Raw genomic sequence first — 22576 nt, 5'->3', positions numbered from 1 at the left:
GCATGGGATGGTACAACTGTCCGACCACCCCAGGATCAGGAGCACCGTGACCGCGCACGACACCCTCCCGTCGCGATCGGGCGACGACACGGGCGACGACGACCGTCGGGCGCCACGACGTCGCGCATCGCGCGGCCGGGCGCCGCGCGGTCGTCAGGGCGTCGGTGGCGCGATCGTCTCGCTCATCGCCGAGCTGCTCATCATCGCCGGCGCGGGCACCGGACTCTACGTGGTGTGGACCGCCTGGTGGACGGACGTGGTCGCGGTCCAGGGTCAGACGAAGCTCGTCGACGGGCTCGGCCAGACCGAACCGCAGAAGGGCACGGGGACCGAGCACCGCGGCCCTGCTCCGGTCCTCGCCGAGCCGAAGGACGTCGAGGACGTGTTCGGCACGATGCAGATCCCCCGGTTCGGCGCCGACTACGACCGACCGATCGGCGAGGGCACCGACCGTGAGAAGGTCCTCAACACCATCGGGCTCGGGCACTACCAGGACACCGCGATGCCCGGAGCCGAGGGAAACTTCGCCGTCGCCGGACACCGGGTGACGTACGGCAAGCCGCTCAACCAGATCGCCGAGCTCCAGGACGGCGACGCGGTCGTCGTCCGGGTGACCGACAAGGCGACGAAGTTCGACGTCTGGTACGTCTACAAGGTGACCGACCACCAGATCGTCACGCCGGACAAGGTCGAGACGATCGCACCCGTGCCGAACGAGCCCGGGGTCGAGCCGACGGCGGACGACCGTTGGCTGACACTCACCGCCTGCCACCCGATGTGGTCCGCCGCGGAACGCTACATCGTGCACGCCAAGCTCGACTACTGGATGCCCGTGTCCGAGGGCACCCCGAAGGAGCTCGCCAAGTGATCTTCCCGCTCGTCTGGCGACTCCTGCCCGGACCGACCGCACTGAAGGTGGTCGAGCTGCTCGTCCTCCTCGCGGCGATCGTGTTCGTGTTGTTCACCTGGGTCTTCCCCTGGGTCGCAGCGGACATCCTGCCGCCACCGGACGGCACGATCGACTCGACTCCGTCGCCGTAGCGACAGCGGCGGCGGCAGCCGTAGCGACAGCGGCGGCGGCAGCCGAAGCGGCAGCGGCGGCGGCAGCCGAGGCGGCAGCGGCGGCGAGGTTCAGACCGTCGTCGTCACGCGCGAACCGCCACCCGTCGTCCGCCGCACCGCGATCCGTTCGGGGATCCGCTGCTTGAGCTCCTCGACGTGGCTGACGATCCCGACCTGACGGCCACCCGCCGTCAGCCGTGACAGTTGCACGAGCACACCGTCGAGCGCCTCCGGGTCGAGCGTGCCGAAGCCCTCGTCGACGAAGAGGGTGCCGAGTGAGACGCCGCCGGCCTCGGCCTGGACGACGTCCGCGAGCCCGAGCGCGAGGCACAGCGACACCGTGAAGGTCTCGCCACCGGACAGACTGCGCGGATCGCGGACGGTGTCGGTCGTGTGGTCGTGCACCGCGAGCGCCAGCCCGGTCCGTCGGGCGCGTGACCCGGACTCGCGCTCGTCGGACGTCTCGAGGGTGAACCGGCCGGCGAGCATGCCGCGGAGCCTGTCGTTCGCCGCCGCGACGACGTCCTCGAAGCGGCGCATGAGCACGTAGGTGCCCAGGGTGATCCCGGACGGGTTGGCGGCCGTGGCCCCGTTCGCGACGTCCGCGAGTCGGACCACCGCGCGGCTGCGTGCGCTGGTGTCGTCACGCGCACGCACCGCGTCGGCGAGCTCGGCGGCGCAGCGCTGCACCGCGGTCGAGCGATCGGTGGCGGTCACCGCGGCACGGGTCGCCTCGTCGAGCAGGCCGGCAGCCCGCTCCCGCTCCGCTGCCGCGCCCGCGAGGTCGAACTCGGAGTCGACGTCGGAGGCCGCTGCCTGCACAGCCGGTTCGGCGAGCCCGGCCTCGACGGCGCCCCGTGCCGCGATCGCGTCGTCGACGGCGCGCCGGAGCTCGCGTTCCGCGGCGTCGTCCAGGAGCGCCGCACGCGCCGAGGAGACCTCGTCGAAGCCGTGCTCCTCGAGCGCGGCGTCGACCTCGACGGTGCGGTCGGCCACCACCCGGTCGTCCTGTTCCACCGCGGCGTCGGCTCGCGCCACGGCGCCGAGCACCGCCACGTGCGCCTCGATCACCCTGACCGCCTGACCGAGACCGGTGCTGCCGTCGATCCCGGGCACCGGGAGCGCGGTCAGGCGCTCAACCGCGGCGCTGATCGCCGCGGTGTCCTCACGCAGCCGGTCGGCGTCGGCCTCGACGGCGGTGGCCAGCACGGCACGACGGGTCTGGGCGTCGTTCCGGGCGCGTTCGCTCGCGCGCGTGGCCTCGTCGAACGCGGCCAGTTCGCGTCCGAGGGCGTCGGCTGCCCGAGCGGCGTCCTGCGCGGCCGTCACGGCGGCTGCCGCGTGGTCGAACGCCGCCGCGAGGTCGCCGTCGTCGAGGTCGCCGACGGCCACGGTGAGCCGTCGGTGTTCGGCCTGCGCGACGCGGAGGTCGGCAGCGACGTCGCCGAGGACGGCTTCGGCAGCACGGGCGGCCTCCGCAGCCTCATCGATCGCGTCGGTGGTGGGATGGTCGTCCTTCGGGGTCGCCCGGACGGGGTGCTCCACGGCGCCGCAGACCGGGCACGGAGCGCCGTCCTGCAGGGCGGCTCCGAGCTCGCCCGCGAGACCCGCGATGCGGCGGTCGCGCAGGTCCCGTTCGGTCGCGAGGGCCGATTCCGCGCCGGTGCGCGCGATCACCACGGCCTGCTCTGCGGCGTTCAGGCGACGGGTGGCCTCGGCGAGCGCCGCTCGGTCGCGGCGGACGGCCACGAGGCGTTCGACCTCGTGCTCGGCAGCCGTCCGGCCGGCAGCCGTCTCCGACGCCGCGGTCGCCCGAGCGGCGAGTTCCGCACGGCTCTCGGGCCGGGACGCCAGCGCGTGGCCGAGCTCGGCCACGCGGTCGTCGAGCGCGAGCAGGTCGCGGCGGGCGGCGTCGAGCGCGGTGGTACGGCTCTCGACCTGCCGCGCGACGTCGACCAGGTGACGCTCCGCCCCGAGCGCCGTGCGGAGGCGCTCGTCGAGGCCCTCGACGTCGTGCACGCGGTCGAGGCCGTGCCGCTCGCGGAGGGTGGCCGCATCGGCACGGGCGGCAGCGGCGCGGTCGCGTGCGGCGCCGAGACTGTCCGCGAAGGACACCACCCGGGCTGCACGGGCCGACCGCTCGAGTCGGGTACGGGTGGCTTCGAGTGCCTCGGCGCCCGCGTCGAGGTCGGCAAGTCGCGCGAGGAGGTCACGACGGCGGTCCACCGCGGCCACGCGGGCCCGCAACGAGTCCTCGCGGTCGGTAGCTGCGCGGGCCGCGACGACGGCCTCGGCCCGGACGCGCTCGGCACGGTCTGCTGCGTCCCGCAGCGAGTCGACCGTCGACGGCACGTCCCGCTCGGTGGCGGTGTCGGCGCCCGCTGCCTGGGCGAACCGGGCCAGCGCGTCCCGGACCCGGGCGTCCGCCCCCTCGACCTCCGCGAGCACTGCGCGACGACGTGCTGCGAGCTCCTCGGCGGTGCGGTCGTAGACCTGTGTCCCGAACAGTGACTGCAGGAGCTTCCGCCGGTCTTCACCGGGGGAGCGGAGGAACCGGGCGAACTCGCCCTGCGGCAGCACCACCGTCTGGAGGAACTGCGCACGGTCGAGTCCCACGATCCGGGCGATCTCGGCACCGACCTCCGGGATGCGCGCGGACAGGGGTTCGCCCACCGCGTCGGCCGGGCCGGCGAGCCGGAGGAGCTGCGCGGACGCCTGCTGCTTCACGGTGCCGGACCCGCGTTGCTTCGGGCGGTCGTACTGCGGGGTCCGTCGGACGCGGAACACCCCGGCGCCGGTCTCGAAGACGAGCTCGACGTACGGCTCGACCGACGGGTCGGCGTGCTGGCTGTGCAGCCGGTCGCTGCTCGCGTCGGCCCCGGCGAGCCCGCCGTACAGGGCGAAGACCACCGCGTCGATGATGGTCGACTTGCCCGATCCCGTCGGCCCCTCGAGCAGGAACACCCCGGACGCGGCGAGCGCCGCGAAGTCGATCGTCACCGTGTCCGGGTACGGCCCGATCGCGCGGAGTTCCAGGCGGTGCAGGTACATCAGCGGTCCCCCTCGGTCTGCAGGGCCCGTGCGGCCGCCTCGTACGCCTCGGTGAGGACCGCGAGGTCGTCGTCGTCGGGCACGACACCGGTCGCGAACGTGACGAAGTCGGCTGCGACCTCGACCGGGTCGGACGTCGCCGTGACCGCCCGTGCTGCGGGCCGCGCGGCGACGTCGGCGGGTTCGTGCGTGATCGCGAGCGCGTGCGGCAGGTGGTCCTTGACGCGCTGGTACATCCGCTCGGGGTGCACGGTGTCGGTGACCGCGACCCGGACCCACGCGTCGGCATCGGACGCGTGCACGCCGGACTCGATGGCAGCGATGGTCGCCCGGACGTCGACGAGGCGTCGTGGGACGGGGGTGGGCAGCAGTTCGACCGTGACGGCGCCGTCCGCCGCGAGGTCCACGAGGGTGACGGACTTCGCCTGGTGCCGCTCCCCGAAGGAGAACGCGAGCGGAGACCCGGCGTAGCGGACCCGATCGCCGTCCCCGACCCGCTGCGGGCCGTGCAGGTGCCCGAGGGCGACGTAGTCGAACCCGTCGAAGGTCGACCGCGCGACCATGTCGACGCCGCCCACGCGGATGTCCTGCTCGCTGTCGCTCGGTTCGGCGCCGCCCACGAAGGCGTGCGCCACGACGACGCTCCGTGTGCCGGGGCGGGTCGCGAGATCAGCGCGGATCCGCTCGGTGGCGGCGCCGACGACGGCCTGGTGCGACCGCGCCAGGGGTTCGTCCGGGACCGCGGCGAGCGCCCACCGGGTGAGGTCGGGGTGCAGGTAGGGGATCCCGTAGACGGCGACGGCGCCGTCCGGGTCGTCCACGACCACAGGTGTGCCGATGCCGGCGGGTTCCGCGATGATCCGGACGCGGGGATCCATGACCCCGGCGCCGAACCCGAGTCGTGCCGCAGAGTCGTGGTTGCCGGGGGTGATCACGACGGTCGCGTGCTCGGCGAGCCGTTCGAGCGCTCGGGACAGCATGCGGACCGCTTCGATCGGTGGGATCGCCCGGTCGTAGACGTCACCCGCGACCACGACCAGGTCGACCGACCGGTCGCGGACGACGTCGACGAGGTGGTCGAGGAAGGCGGCCTGGTGGTCGAGCAGGTCCGCGCCCAGGAGGGTCCGGCCGAGGTGCCAGTCGCCGGTGTGCAGGATCCGCATGCGGTCACGGTAGCGCCGCCCACGGACATCGCCGGGGACCCCACGGCCCCTGTGGAGCATCGGCGGCCCGGGCCCCCGGTGCAGGGATCAGCCGCAGCCCGCGGAGCCCGACCCGGCCAGGGAGAGGACCCGGACCTTGACCGACTGCGAGCTCGGCACGGTCCACGACCCACCGAGGTTCGTGCGGATGCGGAGGTCGACCGTCCCGAGCGCGAGCAGACCGCTCCCGCTGTAGACGAGGGACGACGCCGTCCCGGGCGCGGTCGCGACCCGGGTGGTCCCGTCCATGAGGTCGAACGAGGTCGGCACCCCGATGTCCGTCGTCGGTGGGTACGACCAGGAGATCGTGACGCTGGTGGCCGAGGCGGGCGCGCAGGACAAGCCGGACACGCTCACCGGCGTCCCGGCTCCGTAGGTCGACGTCGAACTCGTCGTGCGCGAGAACGGCGCCGCCACCGCCGACGGGGACAGCAGGGTCCCGAGACCGACGGCCAGCACGACCACGGCAGCCGCGCCACCCAGGCGGCGCACCCGCCGACCCCGCCGAGCGCGTCGCCGGAGCGAGCGACGGGTGACGGTCGTGCCGCGACCGGCCGGGAGGGACGGTGCGGGCCCGCCCCGCGCCTCCAGGTCGTCCCCTGGTCGCGACGGACCGCGACCATCGCCGTCCTGGTCGTCCACGTCCTCGTCCGCGCCGTCGTCGCCGGCGGCGAGGCGACGGAGCGACCCGTCCACGGCGCAGAGCGCGAGGACGGCCGCGAACCCGAGGCCGAGCAGCCCCAACCGGGCCCACTCGCCGTCGCGGAGCCAGGTGATCGGCGCGGCGACGAACGGGATCCGGAGGAACGCCACCCCGTGCACGGCGGCCGGCTCGAGCGGCGTCGAGTCGGCCTGCGGGTTGGCGTCACCCTTCGTGACGAGGGTGCCGTTCGGTCCCTCCTCGACGTAGCGGTGCATCCGCAGGTGGCCGGGCTGGTCGGGGTCGTCTGCGAGCAGGATCCTGCCCGGCCGGACCTCGGCCGGCGGCACCGGACGGGAGACGACGACGTCACCGGGGACGAGCCGGGGCTCCATCGACCCGGTCATGACCGTGGTCGGCTGCCACCCGATGAGCGCCGGCGCCGCGGCCCAGAGGGCGAGACCGAGGACGGTGGCGACCACGCCGCGGGCGAGGGTGCCGACGACGACGCGCCCCCAGTCGACGGCGTCACGGATCGCGCTGTGCGGTGTGCTGCCACCGGGCACGGCGATGCTGACCACGAGGACCTCCGACGGGGAGCGCGACGACGGGTGCGGGAGGACTCAGCTGTTCTGGGCCTCCCAGGTGAAGCCGAGTGCCGCGGTGCCGCCCTGGATCGAGTTCGGCGCCGTGGTCGGCACGGAGTAGGTGAAGCGGTACACGCGGGTCTCCGAGGCCGTGCCGGTCGGCGCCCAGCTCCCGACACCGTTCGCGAAGTTCGTCGAGGCGGAGCCGAAGCCGTCGACCGTGCCGGAGTAGAGGTTGCCCCCGGTCCCGACGGTGAACCCCGTGCAGGAGCCGAACCCGCCGCCGGTGCCCTGCTCGACCGTGAGGTTGATGTTCGCCGCGAGCGCCTTCGTCGTGGCGGCGTTCGTGCCGTAGAGCTTCACGGTCGAGGGCAGCGATCCGGTGGAGGTGACGGCGATGCAGTTCGTGCCGGTCGAGCCGGGCTTGAGGCCGGTCGCGGTGAAGAGTGCGGTGTTGGCGTCGTCGTCGGTGAGCGCGACGGTGCCGGCGGTCCAGTTGCTCGTCGGGTTGACGGTGGTGGCCGAGAAGGCCGAGTACGAGGCGGTCGAGACGACGACTCCCGAGGCGACGAGTGCGGCGGGGACGGCGATCCAGGCGGCGAGACGGGCGGCGCGAGGGGTGACACGGGACATGGGTGTGCTCCAGCGGAGAAGAGATCTGATCGGTGGTCGGCCCGGACCCGCGGTGGTTGGTCGCGCTGCGTGCCGTGGTGATGGTCGAGGTGAGCGACCATCGCGTTGTTACGATCATCAAGCTACTTGCTCACCGTGTGACTCACAAGACGAGGAACACCCCCTGTTCCGGGGGTGGTTCAATCGTTGAGATACCTGGATGATGAGCGGAACGGCGACCGAACGCGCCGACCCCCACCCGAGAGAACCGTGATGACGGACCCCACCCCCGTGCTCCCCGCCCGCCGAGCCGACGGTCTGCCCCCTGCACCCGCCTCGCCCGACGTCGTCGTCGGTGCGCCGGACGGCGATCTCGACCGCCTCGTCGACGCGTTCCGGCTGTTCCAATCGCGGCACACCCGGGCCCTCGAGCGAGCGAGCGCAGCACACGGGCTGGGGCCGACCGACATCCGCCTCGTCTTCCACCTCGCCGCAGCCGACGGCGAGGGCATGACACCGAAGGAAGCCGGCGCGTTCCTCCGACTGTCCACGGGCGCGATGACGTCGCTCATCGACCGACTCGAGCAGCGCGGTCACCTCGAGCGCCGACCGAACCCGAACGACCGGCGGAGCATCCTCCTGCACCTGACGCCTGCCGGAGCAGTCGTCGCCGAGGAGATCGGCGGACTCTGGCGGACGGTCTTCGCCGAGTCCGTACCGCCCGGCGACCGTCCCGCACTGTCCGAGGTGTTCGACCGGGTCGGTTCCGCCCTGGCGGCACGCGCGTAGCCTCACGGGCATGACGCCCTCCGAACTCCTGACCGAAGCGTTCTCCCGTGTTCCGGAGACGATCGGCCGCGCCCTCGACGGCCTCTCCGAGGACCAGCTCGCCGCACGTCCGGCAGCCGGTGCGAACACCCTTGCCTGGCTCGCCTGGCACGCCGCACGCGGCCAGGACGCCCAGGTCGCGGACCTCGCCGGGTCCGAGCAGGTCTGGACCGCGGACGGCTGGGTCGACCGGTTCGGCCTGCCCTTCCCGGCCGAGGCGCTCGGCTACGGCATGTCCCGCGACGACGTCGGCCGGGTGCGCGCGTCGGCGGACCTGCTCACCGGTTACCTGGACGCGGTGACGGCGAGGACCGTCGAGTACCTCGCCACGCTCGATCCGGAGGACCTCGACGTCGTGGTCGACGACGCCTGGGATCCGCCCGTGACGGCCGGTGTCCGGTTGGTCAGCATCCTCGACGACTGCGTCCAGCACGCCGGCCAGGCCGGTTACGTGCGCGGCCTGCTCTTCTTCAACCGCTGACGCGGGAGCACGACCGACGGGAGGCGCGGTGCCAGCCGGCACCGCGCCTCCCGTCGGTCTGTCCGTGCGTCAGCGCGCCGCGAGCTCCGCGACGAGGCGGTCGCCCGGGGCGGCCTCCACGAGCTCGGCCTCGATCTCGGCGTTGTCGAGGATGCCCTCGATCTTGCGACGGCGGTTCCGGGTGACGATCGTCACGACGGTGCCCTCGGCGCCCGCACGACCGGTACGGCCCGAACGGTGCATGTACGCCTTGTAGTCGTCCGGGGCGTCCGCCTGCACGACGAGCGACACGTCGTCGACGTGGATGCCGCGGGCGGCGACGTCGGTCGCGACGAGCACGTTCACCCGGCCGCTCGACAGGAGCCCGAGGTTCCGGGTGCGTCGGGACTGGTTGAGGTCGCCGTGGAGCGAGGTCGCGCGGATGCCGGCGTCCTCGAACTGGTCGGCGAGACGCTCGGCGTACGCGCGGGTCCGGGCGAAGACGATGGTCTTGCCGGAGCCCGCGACGAGCTCCTCGAGCAGTTGGTCCTTCTGGCGCTGCTCGACCACGAGCACGCGGTGGTCGATGGTCGAGGACGCCTGGTCCTCCCCCGCGACCTCGTGGACGCTCGGCTCGTGCAGGAACTCCGACACGAGCGACGCGACCTGCGCGTCGAGGGTGGCGCTGAACAGGAGCTTCTGCGCGCGGTTGCCCTGCGGCGTGACCTCGGCGGTCGCGGACAGGATCTCTCGAACGGGCTCGAGGAACCCGAGGTCGCACATGTGGTCGGCCTCGTCGAGCACGGACACGATGACCTCGCTGAGGTCGAGCTTGCCCTTGTTCATGAGGTCCTGCACGCGACCGGGCGTGCCGACGATGATGTCGACGCCGCGCTCGAGCGCACCCTCCTGACGGCCGTACGGCACGCCGCCGTAGATCTGCGTCGTGAAGAGCCCGACCGAGCGGGCGATCGGCTGCACCGTGCGGTCGATCTGCAGGGCGAGCTCGCGCGTCGGGGCGAGGATGAGCGCACGCGGGGCGCGGCCCATCTTCCGCTTCGTGCCGCCGCCGTGCTCCATGAGCTTCTCGACGAGGGGCGCACCGAACGCGATGGTCTTGCCGGAGCCGGTACGGCCACGGCCGAGCACGTCCTTGCCGGCGAGGACGTCGGGGATCGTGGCGGCCTGGATCGGGAACGGGTTCGATGCACCCATCTCCGCGAGCGTGCGGGAGATGTTGCCACCGATGCCGAGGTCCGCGAACGTCACGCCCTCGACGTCGGCCGCGACGGTCGCCTCGGCCTGGAGCTTCTCGAGCTTGACGTCGTCGGCCGGCACGTACGGGGTACGGGTCTCGTCGCGGTCGGAGCGGTCGCGGCGCGGGCGGTCCTCGTCGAAGGAGCGGCGCGGGCGGTCGTCGAAGCGACGGGGTGCGCGGTCGCGGTCGTCGCGGTCGAAGCGCTCACGGCGGGGACGGTCCTCGTCGAACGAACGGCGGGGGGCGCGGTCGCGGTCGTCGCGGTCGAAGCGACGCGGCGCGCGGTCGTCCCGATCGAACCGACGGGGAGCACGGTCGTCCTGGTCGCGACGCGGCGCACGGTCACGGTCGTCACGATCGAACCGACGCGGAGCACGGTCATCCCGGTCGAACCGACGCGGGCGGTCGTCGTGGTCGCGACGCGGCGCACGGTCACGGTCACGGTCATCACGATCGAACCGACGCGGAGCACGGTCATCCCTGTCGAACCGGCGAGGGGCACGGTCGTCCTGGTCACGACGCGGCGCACGGTCACGGTCACGGTCGTCACGGTCGAACCGACGCGGCGCGCGGTCGTCACGGTCGAACCGACGCGGCGCGCGGTCGTCACGGTCGAAGCGGCGCGGACGGTCGCCGTGGTCGCGACGCGGCGCACGGTCGTCGCGGTTCCAACGGCTCTGGCCGCCCTCGCGCGGCTCCCAGTTCGGGCGTGCGGGACGGTCGCCCTGCGCACCGCGGCCACGACGCTCCTCGGCGTCCCAGCGCTGCTTCTGGCGCGGCTGCGACGGGTCGGCGGCACGGAAGCCGCGGTGCTTGCTCGAGCGAGCGGCGGGGGTGCCGTTCGGGTGGCGGACTCGGTCATCGGCACGCTGACGCGCGCCCTTGTCGTACGGGGCCATGGTTCTTTCCGGGGTGCGGACGTGCCACGACACCCGGCAGCGACATCGGCGGGGGCGGATCGTGGAGCGGGGGTTCATCCCGTCGCGGATCGACGTGATTCCAGCCCTCGAGCAACACACACCCAAACGAAGAACTCCGTGGTCACAGTGCCACGGCGTCGAAGGCCGACCGAGTGAGTCTACGCGATGCGTCGCGGACTGGCCAGCCCCGGGGGCGGAGGTCAGGCGCAGGCCCTACGTCAGCCCGCCCCGCGCGGACGCGCGCCGTCGGACGGAGGTGGGGCGTGCCTCCAGGCCGGTCCGATCGGGGGTCAGGACTCGGCGAGCCGCCGACGCTGCTCGGCCACGTCGAAGTCCGCGGGCGGCCACGTGAGCTGCATGTCCTCCAGCGCACGGAGCAGGAGCTGCTGCACGGCGAGCCGGGCGTACCACTTCCGGTTCGCGGGCACGACGTACCACGGCGCCTGCGCGGTCGAGGTGCGGTCGAAGACGATCTGGTACGCCTGCTGGTACTCGTCCCAGAGGAGACGCTCGTCGATGTCGCCCGGGTTGAACTTCCAGTGCTTGTCGGGGCGGTCGAGCCGGTCGCCGAGTCGTTCGCGCTGCTCGTCCTTCGAGATGTGCAGCATGACCTTGACGATCGTCGTGCCCTCGGCGACGAGCCGGTCCTCGAATTCGACGATCGCGCCGTAGCGTCGCTCGATCTCCTCCGGCGGCGCGAACGAGCGCACCCGCTGGATGAGGACGTCCTCGTAGTGCGAGCGGTCGAACACCCCGAGCTGCCCGGCACCGGGGAGCTCCTTCTCGATGCGCCAGAGGAAGTCGTGTTCGCGTTCCTCGGCGGTCGGGGCCGTGAAGCCCGCGTAGTGGACGCCGTTCGGGTCGACCGCGCCGACCACGTGCGAGACGATCCCGCCCTTGCCCGCCGTGTCCATCGCCTGGAGCACGAGCAGCACGCGCCGCTGGTCCCCCGCCGTGGCCGAGGCGTGCAGGCGCTCCTGCAGTGCGGAGAGCCGTACGGCACCGGCGGCGAGCGCCTCGAGTCCGTCGATCTTGCGTCCGGGGAAACCCGGCGTGCCGTCGGGGTCGACGCGGTCGAGGCGGAAGCCCTCCTCGACGCGGAGCAGCGGTTCGGGATCGGCGTTCCAGGCCTTGCGACGGCTCACGGGTCCTCCTGCGGGGTCTGTCGCCCATCCTGGCACCGGCCGGCGCACTGCGCCCGGCAGCCGTTCTCCGGCCCCGGATGCTCCTCCGTCCCCCGGTGGAGGTGGGCGCGCAGACCGCCGGGTTAGCGTGGTCGTGATGGGAAATGCTCGCCGCTCGCTGCTCGCCGCCGTCGGCGTGCTCGCGGGGCTCGTCGCCCTGGCCGCGTGCAGCCCGGACCCGACCGGCGACCGGAACGCCACCGTCACGACCGACCCGGTGATCTACCCACTGTCGCTCCGCTACCACGGCGTCGACGTCGTCGCGGACGTTCCGTACGGCGCGGACCCGCTGCAGCGCCTCGACGTCTGCCTGCCGCCCGACAGCGAACCGGACGCGACCGCCACACCCACGCCCACCGCTGCACCGTCCCCGGCGACTCCGAAGGGCGGTGCACGGGATTCCGGTACCCGCCCCGCGGTGATGATGATCCACGGCGGCAGCTGGTCGCACGGTGACAAGGCGACGGCCGCTTACCGGTCGGTGTGCCAGTACCTCGCCTCGCAGGGGTTCGTCACGTTCGCCGTCGACTACCGCCTCGCCCCGACGGACCCGTTCCCCGCCGGGTACGACGACGTCCGGCGTGCACTCGACTGGGTGTTCCGGACGAGCACGCTCACGACCTACGACGTCGACCGTGACCGCGTCGGGCTGTTCGGCGGGAGCGCCGGTGGCAACCTCGCGGCGCTGCTCGCCGTCACGGACCACGACTCCCCGGCGTACGCGGACGGCGACCGGATCCGGGCGGTCGTGGACCTCAGCGGACCGACGAACCTGACGAGCCGCTCGACCGAGGCCGACGGGGTGTCCGCATCGTTCCAGCGGAAGCAGCTGCTCTACCTCGGGTGCCGGACGTACACGCGGTGCCCGGCGGCCGAGCAGGCGTCGCCGGAGTACCACGTCACGGCGGACACCCCGCCGTTCTTCATCGGACACTCCACGGACGAGTTCATCCCGCTCTGGGAGTCGCAGGAGTTCGTGACGACGCTGCGGTCCCACGACGTACCGGTGACGTTCGTGCAGGTGCAGGGGACGGCCCACTCGATCGCGCAGCTCGACGAGGCGATGAGCAAGCGCGTGGTCGCGTTCCTGCGCGAGCGGCTCGGCTGAGGGGTCCGGACCAGCGGACCGTCGGACAGGAGGCGCGGGGCGGGCGCGCACCGCGCCTCCCGTCCGCCGCCGCGAAGCGTCCGCAACAGGCGGAGACCAGCCTGGCGTGGGCCGGCCCGGCACGGACCGACGGGATCGACGCCGATCGGGGTCGGACCTCGATCTGCGGCGTGACCGTTCCGGTTCGCGGGACCCGGGTTCCGCGCACCGGAACGGCCAAGCGCGACCCGAGACCTGCCTCCCCCGCGTCGTGTCGGCGCCGCGTCCCCTGGCCGGGTGCCACCCGGAGTCGGGACTGCTGTTGCGCGCCGGAGCCGCGCAGACTTCCGGGGTGACCGACACCTCGACGCGCCCCGCGACCGCCCCGACCACCTGGCAGCACGCCTCCGCTCTGCGGTCGGTGGTCGAGCTCCTCCTCGGGCTGTCGTTCTGCGCGACGGTCGCGTTCGGCGGCTACGCGGCGGCGACGGGGCACATGCAGGTCCTGGCGCAGGTGGCGGCGATCGTCTTCGTCACGACCCTGGTGGTCGTGCTCGTCAACTGGTTCCGCGCGGTGGAGGCGTCCGACCGCTGACGGTCTCCGGGCGAACCCTTGCACGGTGCGAGCGGACGCCGCGCACCGTGCGAGGGCACCCGCCCGGTGCGCGGTTCCGCGGACCGTGCGACCTGCGCAGCCTGACACGCTGCGTGGAACCTCGGACCGAACGACGGGGCGCGCGCCGGGTCAGTCCGCCGATGCGGCCTTCTGGGAATGCGCCGCACGCCGCTCCTCACGACGCCGCTTCCGCTCCTCGCGCCGCTGCTGCCGGGCCTGCTTGCGCGTGATGCCCGCCGCGATGCGGTCCGCCCGACGCTCCCGCGCCCGCTCGACGACGAAGTAGGCCGACGGCAGGACGACGAGGGTCAGGAGCGTCGACGACACGAGACCACCGATCACGACGAGCGCGAGCGGCTGCGAGATGAACCCGGACTTGCCGGTGAGTCCGAGCGCCATCGGCACGAGCGCGAAGATCGTCGCGAGTGCGGTCATGAGGATCGGGCGGAGTCGCCTCGTCGCGCCCTCGACCAGGGCCTCGGCGACGCGGAGCCCTCGCCGTCGGTACTGGTTGACGAGGTCGACGAGCACGATCGCGTTCGTCACGACGATGCCGACCAGCATGAGCAGGCCGATGATCGACGCGACGCCGAGCGGGATGCCGGTGATGATCTGCAGCAGGAGCGCTCCGGTCGCCGCGAACGGCACCGACACGAGGAGGAGCAGGGGCTGCAGCAGGCTCCGGAACGTGGCGACCATGATCACGTAGACGATCAGGATCGCGACGAGGATCGCCAGGAACAGCTGGCTGAACGCCGACGACTGGCTCGAGGCCACGCCGCCGATCGACGCCGACGCACCCTTCGGCAGCTTCAGCGCGTCGACCGCCGCGGTCACGTTCTGCACGGCGGCGCCGAGGTTCGTCGCGTCCGGCGTGACCGTGATCGTCGCCGTGCGGACCGCGTTCGACGTCGTGATCGTGGTCGGGCCCTCGGACTGCTCGACGGTCGCGAGGTCGGACAGCGGCACCTCGCCGGTCGACGTCGGGATCGAGAGCTTCTTCAGCGCCGCGATCGTCTGCGGCGGGTTCGGGTCGGCGATGTACACGTCGAGCGTGGCGTCGTCGATCTCGACGCTGCCGGTGTCCCGCGGCGACACAGCAGCGGCGACCAGTGCGCCGACCTGCTGCTCGGTGAGACCACGCTCCGCGGCCTCCTGGCGGTCGACCTGCACCGCGAGGTAGGGCTCCGAGGCCGAGAGGTTGCTCGTGGCCTCCGTGGTGCCGTCCACACCCCGCATCTTCCGGAGCACGGTGTCGGCAGCGGTCCGGAGTTCGGCCTGGGTCGGCGCGGTCACGTCGACCTCGATGTCGCTCGAGCCGCCGAAGCCGCCGCCGGCGGAGGACAGCGACACCTGGCCGACGCCGTCGATCTTCTCGATGCGGTCACGGGCGGTCGTCTGGATGGTGGGCTGGTCGGCCGCGGAGTCGGTCGTGACGTTGTACTGGACGGATGCGGAGGCCCCGCCACCGAAGGCCGCCTGGATGGACTGCCCGCTCGACCCGATGGTGGTCTGCACGGTCTCGACGCCCTTCACCCCGCGGAGCACCTTCTCGACCTTCGCGGCCGCGTCGGACTGGTCGTCGAGGCTCGTGCCCGGCGCCAGGTCCTGCGTCACCGTGAAGGTGTTCTGGCCGGAGTCGCCGAGGTAGTTCGTCTTGACGAGCGGGACGGCAGCGAGGGTGCCGCCGAGCACGAAGACCGCGAGGACGATGACCACCCAGGGGCGCCGCATGGCCCACGCGAGGACGGGGCGGTAGCCGCGCTGGAGTCGGTCGCGACGACCGGCGTCGTGCAGGTCGGCGGCGGAGGCCAGGACGCCGGTCGCGGCGCCAGCAGTGGTCGCGCCGGCAGCGGGCACACCGGGAGCGGTCGCGCCCGCAGAGGTCGAGCCGGCAGTGGTCCCGCCGACAGTGTGCGCCTCGGCGGGTGATCCGTCGGCGGCGACGCCCTCGGCCCCGGCGGCGACGCCCTCGGCCTCGGCGTGCCGGTGGGTCTTCGGTGGCCGGAGGAACCAGTACGCGAGCACCGGCACGATCGTCAGCGACACGAGCAGCGACGCCAGGAGGGCCATCGTCACCGTGAGCGCGAACGGCCGGAAGAGCTCGCCGACGAGCTCCGCGACGAACGCCACGGGCAGGAACACGGCGACGGTCGTCAGGGTCGAGGCCGTGACCGCCCCGGCGACCTCCCGCACGGCGTCGAGCACCGCCCGGGACCGGTCGACCCCCGGCTGCATGTGCCGCTTGATGTTCTCGATGACGACGATGGAGTCGTCGACCACGCGGCCGATCGCGATCGTGAGCGCGGCCAGCGTGATGATGTTGAGCGTGTACCCGGCGGCGCGCATGCCGATCGCCGCGAGGAGCACCGACGTCGGGATCGAGATCGCGGTGACGAGCGTCGACCGCACGGACAGCAGGAACACGAGGATCACGAGGACCGCGAACCCGAGTCCGAGCAGGCCCTCCTCGGCGAGGGAGTCGATCGACTGCTGGATGTACGGCGCCTGGTCGAACACCACCGTGAACTCCGGGTCGCCGGCGACCTTCGACTCGATGTCCGGCAGGGCCTTCTTCACCGTCTCCGAGACGTCGACGGTGTTCGCCTCCTGGGTCTTCGTGATCGCGATCGTCAGCGCGGTCTTGCCGTCGACGCGGCTGATCGAGGTGCGCGGCGACTCCTCGATGGCGACCTTCGCGACGTCGCCGAGCTTCGTCGGCGTCGTCGACGTGTCGGTCGCGCCCGTGGTTCCGGTGGCCGGACTGGAGGCACTGCTCCCGCCCGCCGCGCCGGTCCCGCCGGTCGTGCTGGTCGCCCCCGACGCCCCGGCGGCGGCCGACCCGCCGGTCGCGGTCTGCCCGGTCGCGGTCTGTCCGGTCGTCGACCCGCCGGCGCCGGCGGTCGACCCGCTCGCGCTGGCACCGGACCCGGACGAGCTCCCGCTCGACGTCGCGGTGAGCGGCAGCGCCTCGATGTCCTTCAGGGACGAGATGCGCTCACCGGTCTGGACCGAGAGGGTCTTCCCGTCCTGCGTGATCGTGCCACCGGGGATGAGCGTGCCGTTGTCGCTGAGGGCGTCCGAGATGGACTGCGACGTGAGCCCCTTCGCGGCGAGCTCGTCCTCGTCCGGCGTGATCACGACCCGGCGCCCGGGGTTGCCGAACACGTCGGCCTGCCGGACCCCGTCGAGCTTCTCGAGGTCCGGGATCGCCGTCGCGTTCAGCCGGTCGACGAGCTGCTCCTGGTTGCCCTCGCCCGTGACCGCGAGCTGCAGCACCGGCAGGTCGTCGAACGACCCGGTGACGATCTGCGTCTGGACCGTGTCCGGCAGCGACAGCGCGTTGACGGCGGTCTGGATCTTGTCCTCGGCGCTCGCGAGGTTCGAGCCGTAGTCGAACGACGCGGACACGACGCTCTGCCCGGTGGACGACGTCGCGCTCGTCGACTCGAGGTTCGGCACCACCTGGATGGCCTGCTCGATCTTCGTCGAGACGTCGTTCGACACGACCTCCGGCGTCGCGCCCGGGTAGGCGCTCACGATGGCGACCTGGGGGAACTCGACGCTCGGGATCAGCTCCTGCTTGAGGCTCGTCAGCGAGATGCCGCCGAAGATCGCGACGACGATCGTGACGAGGGCGATGAGGGACCGGTTCCGGATGCTGAAGACCGAGAGGAGGTGCACCGTCCGATCCTCGCAGGCCCGCGCGGTCGGAGGCTCAGCCGAGCAACAGGTAGGCGCCCAGGACGCCCAACGACCCGACCACCCCGGTGCCGAGCGCGACGATCCGGTCGATCGGCGACCGTGCCGTCAGCACCCCGACGACGACGACCGCGGCGCCCACGGCGACCTCGATCGTCCAGAAGGTCGTGCCGGTGGTGTCGGCGATCCGGAGCAGTGCCCGCACCCCCTCGCCGACGAGCACCGCTCCGGTGACACCGATCGCCGCGGCGGCCAGGCGACCCGATCCGGACCGCAGCGCCCACACGACGAGGCCCGCGAGGAGTCCCGCGGGGATCCCGATGAGGACCCAGAAGTTCGTGAGGGACAGGAAGTCGGCGTAGCCGCGCAGGTTGGTCGCGGCCCAGTACCCGACGTGCATGAGCTCGAGGAACACCACACCCAGCACCATCGGGATCGCCGGTCGCCGGTGGAGGCCGGACAGGAGCACGAGCAGCCCCGCCACGACGAACCACGGGCCGGCGGAGTTCGCGAACTCCCCGAGCCCCGGGACGGCCTGTCCGTAGGAGCAGAGCATCCCGGCCAGCAGGGCGAGCCCGGTCGCGGTGCCCACGCGGGCCGCCACGGGCATCGTCGGTCGGTCGGACGGCCGCTCAGGGGTTTCGGTCTGCGCGGGGTGCACGGTCGTCTCCATGCCCTCAGGATCCCGCGGTCGGTCGCACGGGACATCCGTCGGAGGGACGCACCGCCTCCACCGTCGGGATGATCCCGTCGTCAGACCACCGCTGCCAGCGACCCGCTCGGGCCGACCGCCTCGCCACCGACCCGCGCCCACGCCCGTTCCAGGACGTCGACCATCCTGGTGCGGTCGGCGGCCGGCATCGTGAACGGCACCCTGAGGAAGCGCTCGAACCCGCCGTCGGGACCGAACACACCGCCGGAGGCGAGCACGACCCCCTCCGCCCGTGCCGCGAGGACGAGCGCGCTCGACACCGGCCGACCGAGGCCGACCCACGTCGTCAAGCCGCCCGCCGGCGCGGGGACGTCCCACTCGGGGAGCCGCGCGCGCAACGCACCCACGACGTCGTCGCGGGCCTGCGCCAGGTACGCGCGCCGCTCCTCCAGGACGGCCTCGGTCCGCGGGACCAGCTCGCGCGCGACGAGCTGGTCGAGCACGGGGGTGCCGAGGTCGCCCGTGGGGCGCGCGAGGAGGAGCCGCTGGAGCAGCTCCGGACGAGCACGGATCCAGCCGATGCGGAGCCCGCCCCAGAACACCTTGTCGGCCGATCCGATCATGACGACGTCGTCGGACGCCGCCGCGAGCGGCGTCGCGGCGGGGCCGTCGATGCGGAGCTCGCCCATCGTCTCGTCGGCGACGACGGTCGTCCCGACCGACGCGGCGACCGACACGAGGAGGTCGCGGGCGTCGGGCGTCATCGTCGCGCCGGTCGGGTTGTGGAGCGCCGGCATGACGTACGCCACCGACGGCGCGGTCCGGCGGAGCGTGTGCTCGAGGACCGCGGTGTCCCACCCGGTCCGGGCGTCCACGGGCACCCCGACGAGCCGGCCGCCGACCTCGCGGAAGGCCTCGTGCGCGTGCGGGTAGGTCGGGGACTCGACGAGCACCGCGTCGCCGCGACGGACGAGCACGCGGGCGAGCAGGGCGATGGCGTGCTGCGCGCCGATCGTGACGACGACCTGCGACGGGTCGGTGGGCAGGCCGCGGGCGGCGTACCGGTCGGCGATCGCCCGACGGAGCCCGGGGTCGCCGACGGTGTCGTACCCGATCCCGGCGAGCGCCGCGGGCACGTGGCGCACCGCTCGTTCGACGGCCTCGGCGATGCCCGGCGCGGCGTGCAGCGCGGCCTTGCGGAGGTCGAGCACGTCACCGCCGACGACACCGCCGAGCCGTTCCGGGTCCGGTCGTCCGACGAGGTCCCGCGGCAGGCGCACGACGCTGCCGGATCCCCGCACCGAGACGAGGAACCCGTCCTCCCGCAGCCGGGCGTAGGCGTTCGCGACCGTGGTCCGGGACACGCCGAGCGCCTCCGCGAGCCCCCGCTCGGCGGGCAGCCGGACGCCCTGCGGGATGCGACCGTCGATGGCGAGGACCCGGAGGGCGTCCGAGAGCGCCTTGTACGCGGCCGCATCGGTACCGGCGCGCCAGTCGGTGAGGAGGAGTGCAGCGGACCGGGCGCTGAGGAGGACGGGCGTCATGGATCCACGGTAGCGCGATTGGCCCTCGACCAGCAGGCCAATCTCATCCACGATCGGAGCATGTCCCGCACCCCCGCCCTCACCCTCCGGTTCGCGCAGCTCATCCTCGGCCTGTTCCTCTACGGCGCCTCGACCGCGCTCCAGGTCCGCGCGGTCGTGGGGGTCGCGTCCTGGACGGTGCTGACCGAGGGGCTCGAGCACGTGGTGCCCTGGTCGTTCGGTGTCATCACGGTGGTCTCCAGCGGCGTGATCCTCCTGTTCTGGATCCCGCTCCGCCAGAAGCCGGGCATCGGGACACTGCTCAACGCGCTGGCGATCGGCCCGTCGGCGGACCTCGTGCTCTGGCTCGTCCCGGCTCCCGACGGGCTGCTCCCCCGCATCGGCCTCTTCGTCGCGGGACTGCTGCTGCTCGCCGTCGCGACCGCGTTCTACATCGGCGCCGGGTTCGGCACGGGCGCTCGGGACGGACTGATGGTCGGCGTCTCGCAGCGCTTCGGCTGGCCGATCTGGGTGGCGCGCACCGTGATCGAGGTCACCGTCGTGATCGTCGGCTGGCTCCTCGGCGGGGACGTCGGTGCGGGAACGGTCATCGCGGCGTTCGCGATCGGCCCGATGGTGCAGCCGCTCATGCCGCTCTTCCGCCGCTTCCCGTGGAGTCCGGAGCGCACGCGGCTCGCCGTCGCGACACCCGCACCCGGCCTGGAGGCGCGGGTCACCTCCTGAAGACCTCCTTGCCGCCCGCGCGACTCGCGATGTAGCGTGTCCTCACCAGACGCGATACATCGCGATTTCGAGGAGGCACCATGGCACAGGAGAAGTGGCTCGTGGAGGAGCCCAAGGTCATCGACACCGGCATCGTCCGACGACTGAAGGTCGGGCTCGTCGCCGGTCAGGTCGACGTCGTCGCACACGACGAACCGACGGCCCGGGTGGAGGTGCACAGCGTGTCCGGCAAGCCCCTCATGGTCGAGGTCGACGGCGACACCCTCACGGTCGACCACCCGCAGATCCGGTGGGACGACCCGATCGGGTTCCTCAAGTCGTTCCGCGGCCGCGCGCAGGCGGACGTGAGCATCCTCGTGCCGCGCGACGCTCCGGTCACCCTCGGGGTCGTGTCGGCCGGGTCGCTCCTCTCCGGCACGGACCGCGGCGCCACACTGCACACCGTCTCCGGTGACGTCGTCGTGGACGGGGTCGCCGGCGACGTCACCGTCAACGCGGTCTCCGGGACGACCACCGTGCGGGAGCTCGACGGCGCACTCACCGTGCACACCGTCTCGGGCGACGTCGTCGCGACCGGGTCGATCCCGCGGTTCCAGGCGGACGGGGTGAACGCGGACGTCGTGCTCGACCTGCACGGGACCCCGGACTCGGCCCGGGTCAACACGGTGTCCGGTTCGGTCAGCGTCCGACTCGAGGACGGTGTCCCGTACCGCTGCACGGTCTCGACGGCCTCCGGCAAGCTGCAGTTCGACGACTCGGAGATCCGCGGCGTGCGCGGTTCGTACGTCAAGCAGGGCGGGGAGCTCTCCGGCCAGTGGCTCGACCTCAAGGTGAACTCGGTGTCGGGTGACATCGCGGTGCTCCACGCCCCGCCGGTGGCCGACGGCCCTGCGACCACCCCGACGACCGACGGTGAGGTGCCCGCATGAGCCCGGTCTTCGCGCACGGTCACCTGCGCCTCTACCTGCTCGTCCTGCTGGCCGACCACCCGATGCACGGGTACGAGGTCATCACCGCCCTCGGCGACCGGTTCGGCGGCACGTACGTCCCGAGCGCCGGCACCGTCTACCCCCGGTTGGCGAAGCTCCAGGAGGAGGGCCTCGTGACGGGGACCGCCGATGGCCGGAGGACGGTCTACGCGATCACCGACGCCGGCCGTGCCGAGCTCGACGCCCGGTCGGCGGAGGTCGCCGCGCTCGAGGACGGCGTGACCGACTCGGTCAAGTCCCTCGCCGACGGCGTCCGCGCCTCGGTGGGCGAGGCGATGCGGTCCCTCCGTGCCGACCTCGCGGCGAGCGCCCAGGCCCCGCGCGGCCAGACGGCCGACGAGCCCGTCGACGTCCCGACCGCGGGCGCCAGCGCCCTCCGTGAGGTCGAGATGGTCCTGTCGTCGTTCCGGCAGCAGGTCCGCGCCGACCTCCGTCGCCAGGCGACCCGGGGCACCCTCACGGCGGACACGGTGACCCGCCTGCGGGACGGTCTCGAGGCGTTGCGCCGCTCCCTCTGACGAGAGCACCTGACGGGAGCACCTGACGGGAGCACCCGACAGGAGCACGGGCCGGGCCGGCGGGGCGGACGCACACCGCGCCTCCCGGCCGACCCGTCCGCGCGTCTGCGCCCCGTTCGACGGAACCAGGTTCCGGTGCCTCACACCTCGCCGGCGTCGGCCAGGGCGTGCATCGCGTCCCGGAGCGCGGCCGCCGCGCCGGGGCCGGCCCACTCGTACGCGTGCGTGAAGCGCTCGTCGTGCACGTACATGTCGGCGAGCGTCCGGAACCGGTCGGCGTCGACCACCGGGCCGGGCGCCTGCGCGAGCCAGGCGAGCTGCCGCCGCGCGAGGGCGGTGCCCGCTGCCGAGGTCGGGCCGTCCCCGGAGGCGGCGAGCGCCGCGGCGTCCGTGGCGACGGCGCGCTGCTCGGCCTGGAACGCGTCCTTCGCAGCGGCGTCCTTCGCCGACCACCACTCCTGCCCACGCTGCCAGGCGTCCGCACCCCAGCGTTCCTCGACCTCCTGACGGAAACGGGTCTGGTCGAACCCGTCGAAGGTGTCCTGTGTGGTCATGTCGTCTCCTCGTTCGATCCTCGTGATGGTGGTCCGCACGGCCGCGAGCTGTCGTGCGAGCCGGTCGCGCTCCTGTTCGAGCCACCCGACGTGCGCACGGAGTGCCGCGACGTCGTCCTGCTCGCCGTCGAGCACCCGGGCGATCTCGGCCAGCCCGAGCCCGAGCCCGCGGAGCAGCAGGATGCGCTGGAGCCGGACGAGTGCACGGTCGTCGTAGCGCCGGAGCCCGCCCTCGCCGAGCGCCGTGGCCGGGAGCAGCCCGACCGCGTCGTAGTGCCGGAGGGTCCGGCTGGACACACCCGCGGAACGCGCCACGTCGGCGATGGTGTGCGGGGCTTTCGCAGCGACGCCCGTGCTGTCTGTCCGATCGCTCATGCTCGACACGGT

The 22576-nt window shown here is 73.0% G+C and carries 19 protein-coding genes; 9 read left to right on the top strand and 10 right to left on the bottom strand.

All coding sequences use genetic code 11. From position 1 onward, the window contains the following. Positions 1–46: 46 nt before the first annotated feature. Together ABC270_RS04585 and ABC270_RS04580 are read left to right on the top strand one after the other, a co-directional pair. A complete protein-coding gene (locus tag ABC270_RS04585) occupies positions 47–868 on the top strand; it encodes a class E sortase (RefSeq protein WP_412879724.1) in 822 nt (273 codons plus the stop codon). Further along, positions 865–1041: a hypothetical protein gene (locus ABC270_RS04580; RefSeq protein WP_412879723.1), complete on the top strand. Its 177-nt coding sequence runs from the start codon at positions 865–867 to the stop codon at positions 1039–1041. Before ABC270_RS04585 ends, ABC270_RS04580 begins: the two co-directional genes overlap by 4 nt. 90 nt (positions 1042–1131) lie before the next feature. On the opposite strand, the gene ABC270_RS04575 is transcribed toward ABC270_RS04580, so the two are convergent. From ABC270_RS04575 to ABC270_RS04560, 4 genes are all read right to left on the bottom strand, one after another. Continuing rightward, positions 1132–4113, bottom strand: a complete 2982-nt coding sequence (locus ABC270_RS04575) for an AAA family ATPase (RefSeq protein WP_412879722.1) — start codon at positions 4111–4113, stop codon at positions 1132–1134. Then, positions 4113–5276 (bottom strand): metallophosphoesterase family protein, encoded by a 1164-nt coding sequence (locus ABC270_RS04570; RefSeq protein WP_412879721.1) that lies wholly within the window; start codon positions 5274–5276, stop codon positions 4113–4115. The genes ABC270_RS04575 and ABC270_RS04570 overlap by 1 nt, the downstream gene beginning before the upstream one ends. An 87-nt stretch (positions 5277–5363) precedes the next feature. After that, positions 5364–6536 carry a S24/S26 family peptidase gene (locus ABC270_RS04565; protein ID WP_412879720.1) on the bottom strand — a complete coding sequence of 391 codons (1173 nt, stop codon included), beginning with the start codon at positions 6534–6536 and terminating at the stop codon, positions 5364–5366. Between the two features lie 42 nt (positions 6537–6578). Next, the gene (locus tag ABC270_RS04560; protein ID WP_412879719.1) at positions 6579–7175 is read right to left on the bottom strand and encodes a hypothetical protein; all 597 of its coding nucleotides are present in this window, start codon (positions 7173–7175) and stop codon (positions 6579–6581) included. A gap of 252 nt (positions 7176–7427) precedes the next feature. On the opposite strand from ABC270_RS04560, the gene ABC270_RS04555 reads away from it, so the two are divergent. Next, positions 7428–7943 carry a MarR family winged helix-turn-helix transcriptional regulator gene (locus ABC270_RS04555; protein WP_412879718.1) on the top strand — a complete coding sequence of 172 codons (516 nt, stop codon included), beginning with the start codon at positions 7428–7430 and terminating at the stop codon, positions 7941–7943. A gap of 10 nt (positions 7944–7953) precedes the next feature. After that, a complete protein-coding gene (locus tag ABC270_RS04550) occupies positions 7954–8463 on the top strand; it encodes a mycothiol transferase (protein WP_412879717.1) in 510 nt (169 codons plus the stop codon). 69 nt (positions 8464–8532) lie between these two features. Here ABC270_RS04550 and ABC270_RS04545 read toward each other — a convergent pair whose 3' ends face one another. After that, a complete protein-coding gene (locus ABC270_RS04545) occupies positions 8533–10599 on the bottom strand; it encodes a DEAD/DEAH box helicase (protein WP_412879716.1) in 2067 nt (688 codons plus the stop codon). Between the two features lie 311 nt (positions 10600–10910). Then, a complete protein-coding gene (locus tag ABC270_RS04540; protein ID WP_412879715.1) occupies positions 10911–11765 on the bottom strand; it encodes a PPK2 family polyphosphate kinase in 855 nt (284 codons plus the stop codon). 136 nt (positions 11766–11901) lie between these two features. On the opposite strand from ABC270_RS04540, the gene ABC270_RS04535 reads away from it, so the two are divergent. Next, complete coding sequence (locus ABC270_RS04535; RefSeq protein WP_412879714.1) at positions 11902–12912, top strand: alpha/beta hydrolase; 1011 nt, start codon at positions 11902–11904, stop codon at positions 12910–12912. Between the two features lie 331 nt (positions 12913–13243). Continuing rightward, positions 13244–13486, top strand: coding sequence for a hypothetical protein (locus ABC270_RS04530; protein ID WP_412879713.1), 243 nt, complete (start codon positions 13244–13246; stop codon positions 13484–13486). A gap of 150 nt (positions 13487–13636) precedes the next feature. Here ABC270_RS04530 and ABC270_RS04525 read toward each other — a convergent pair whose 3' ends face one another. The 3 genes from ABC270_RS04525 to yczR form a co-directional block, all read right to left on the bottom strand. Beyond that, entirely contained in the window at positions 13637–17191 is a 3555-nt protein-coding gene (locus ABC270_RS04525) for an efflux RND transporter permease subunit (RefSeq protein ID WP_412879712.1), read from the bottom strand. Positions 17192–17225: 34 nt separating this feature from the next. Beyond that, positions 17226–17882 carry a DUF6518 family protein gene (locus ABC270_RS04520; protein WP_412879711.1) on the bottom strand — a complete coding sequence of 219 codons (657 nt, stop codon included), beginning with the start codon at positions 17880–17882 and terminating at the stop codon, positions 17226–17228. 80 nt (positions 17883–17962) lie between these two features. Then, positions 17963–19405, bottom strand: coding sequence for a MocR-like transcription factor YczR (yczR, locus tag ABC270_RS04515; protein WP_412879710.1), 1443 nt, complete (start codon positions 19403–19405; stop codon positions 17963–17965). A 60-nt stretch (positions 19406–19465) separates the two neighbouring features. On the opposite strand from yczR, the gene yczE reads away from it, so the two are divergent. The 3 genes from yczE (at position 19466) to ABC270_RS04500 (ending at position 21635) form a co-directional block, all read left to right on the top strand. After that, positions 19466–20128, top strand: coding sequence for a membrane protein YczE (gene yczE, locus ABC270_RS04510; protein WP_412879709.1), 663 nt, complete (start codon positions 19466–19468; stop codon positions 20126–20128). A gap of 80 nt (positions 20129–20208) precedes the next feature. Then, entirely contained in the window at positions 20209–21057 is an 849-nt protein-coding gene (locus ABC270_RS04505; protein ID WP_412879708.1) for a DUF4097 family beta strand repeat-containing protein, read from the top strand. Then, positions 21054–21635, top strand: a complete 582-nt coding sequence (locus tag ABC270_RS04500; protein WP_412879707.1) for a PadR family transcriptional regulator — start codon at positions 21054–21056, stop codon at positions 21633–21635. Before ABC270_RS04505 ends, ABC270_RS04500 begins: the two co-directional genes overlap by 4 nt. A 140-nt stretch (positions 21636–21775) precedes the next feature. Here ABC270_RS04500 and ABC270_RS04495 read toward each other — a convergent pair whose 3' ends face one another. Continuing rightward, entirely contained in the window at positions 21776–22564 is a 789-nt protein-coding gene (locus ABC270_RS04495) for a MerR family transcriptional regulator (protein WP_412879706.1), read from the bottom strand. Positions 22565–22576: the final 12 nt, after the last annotated feature.

Origin of the sequence: Curtobacterium phoenicis, assembly GCF_047238015.1 — a bacterium.
Classification (GTDB): Bacteria; Actinomycetota; Actinomycetes; order Actinomycetales; family Microbacteriaceae; genus Curtobacterium.
This window is presented reverse-complemented; position numbering and strand designations above follow the sequence as displayed.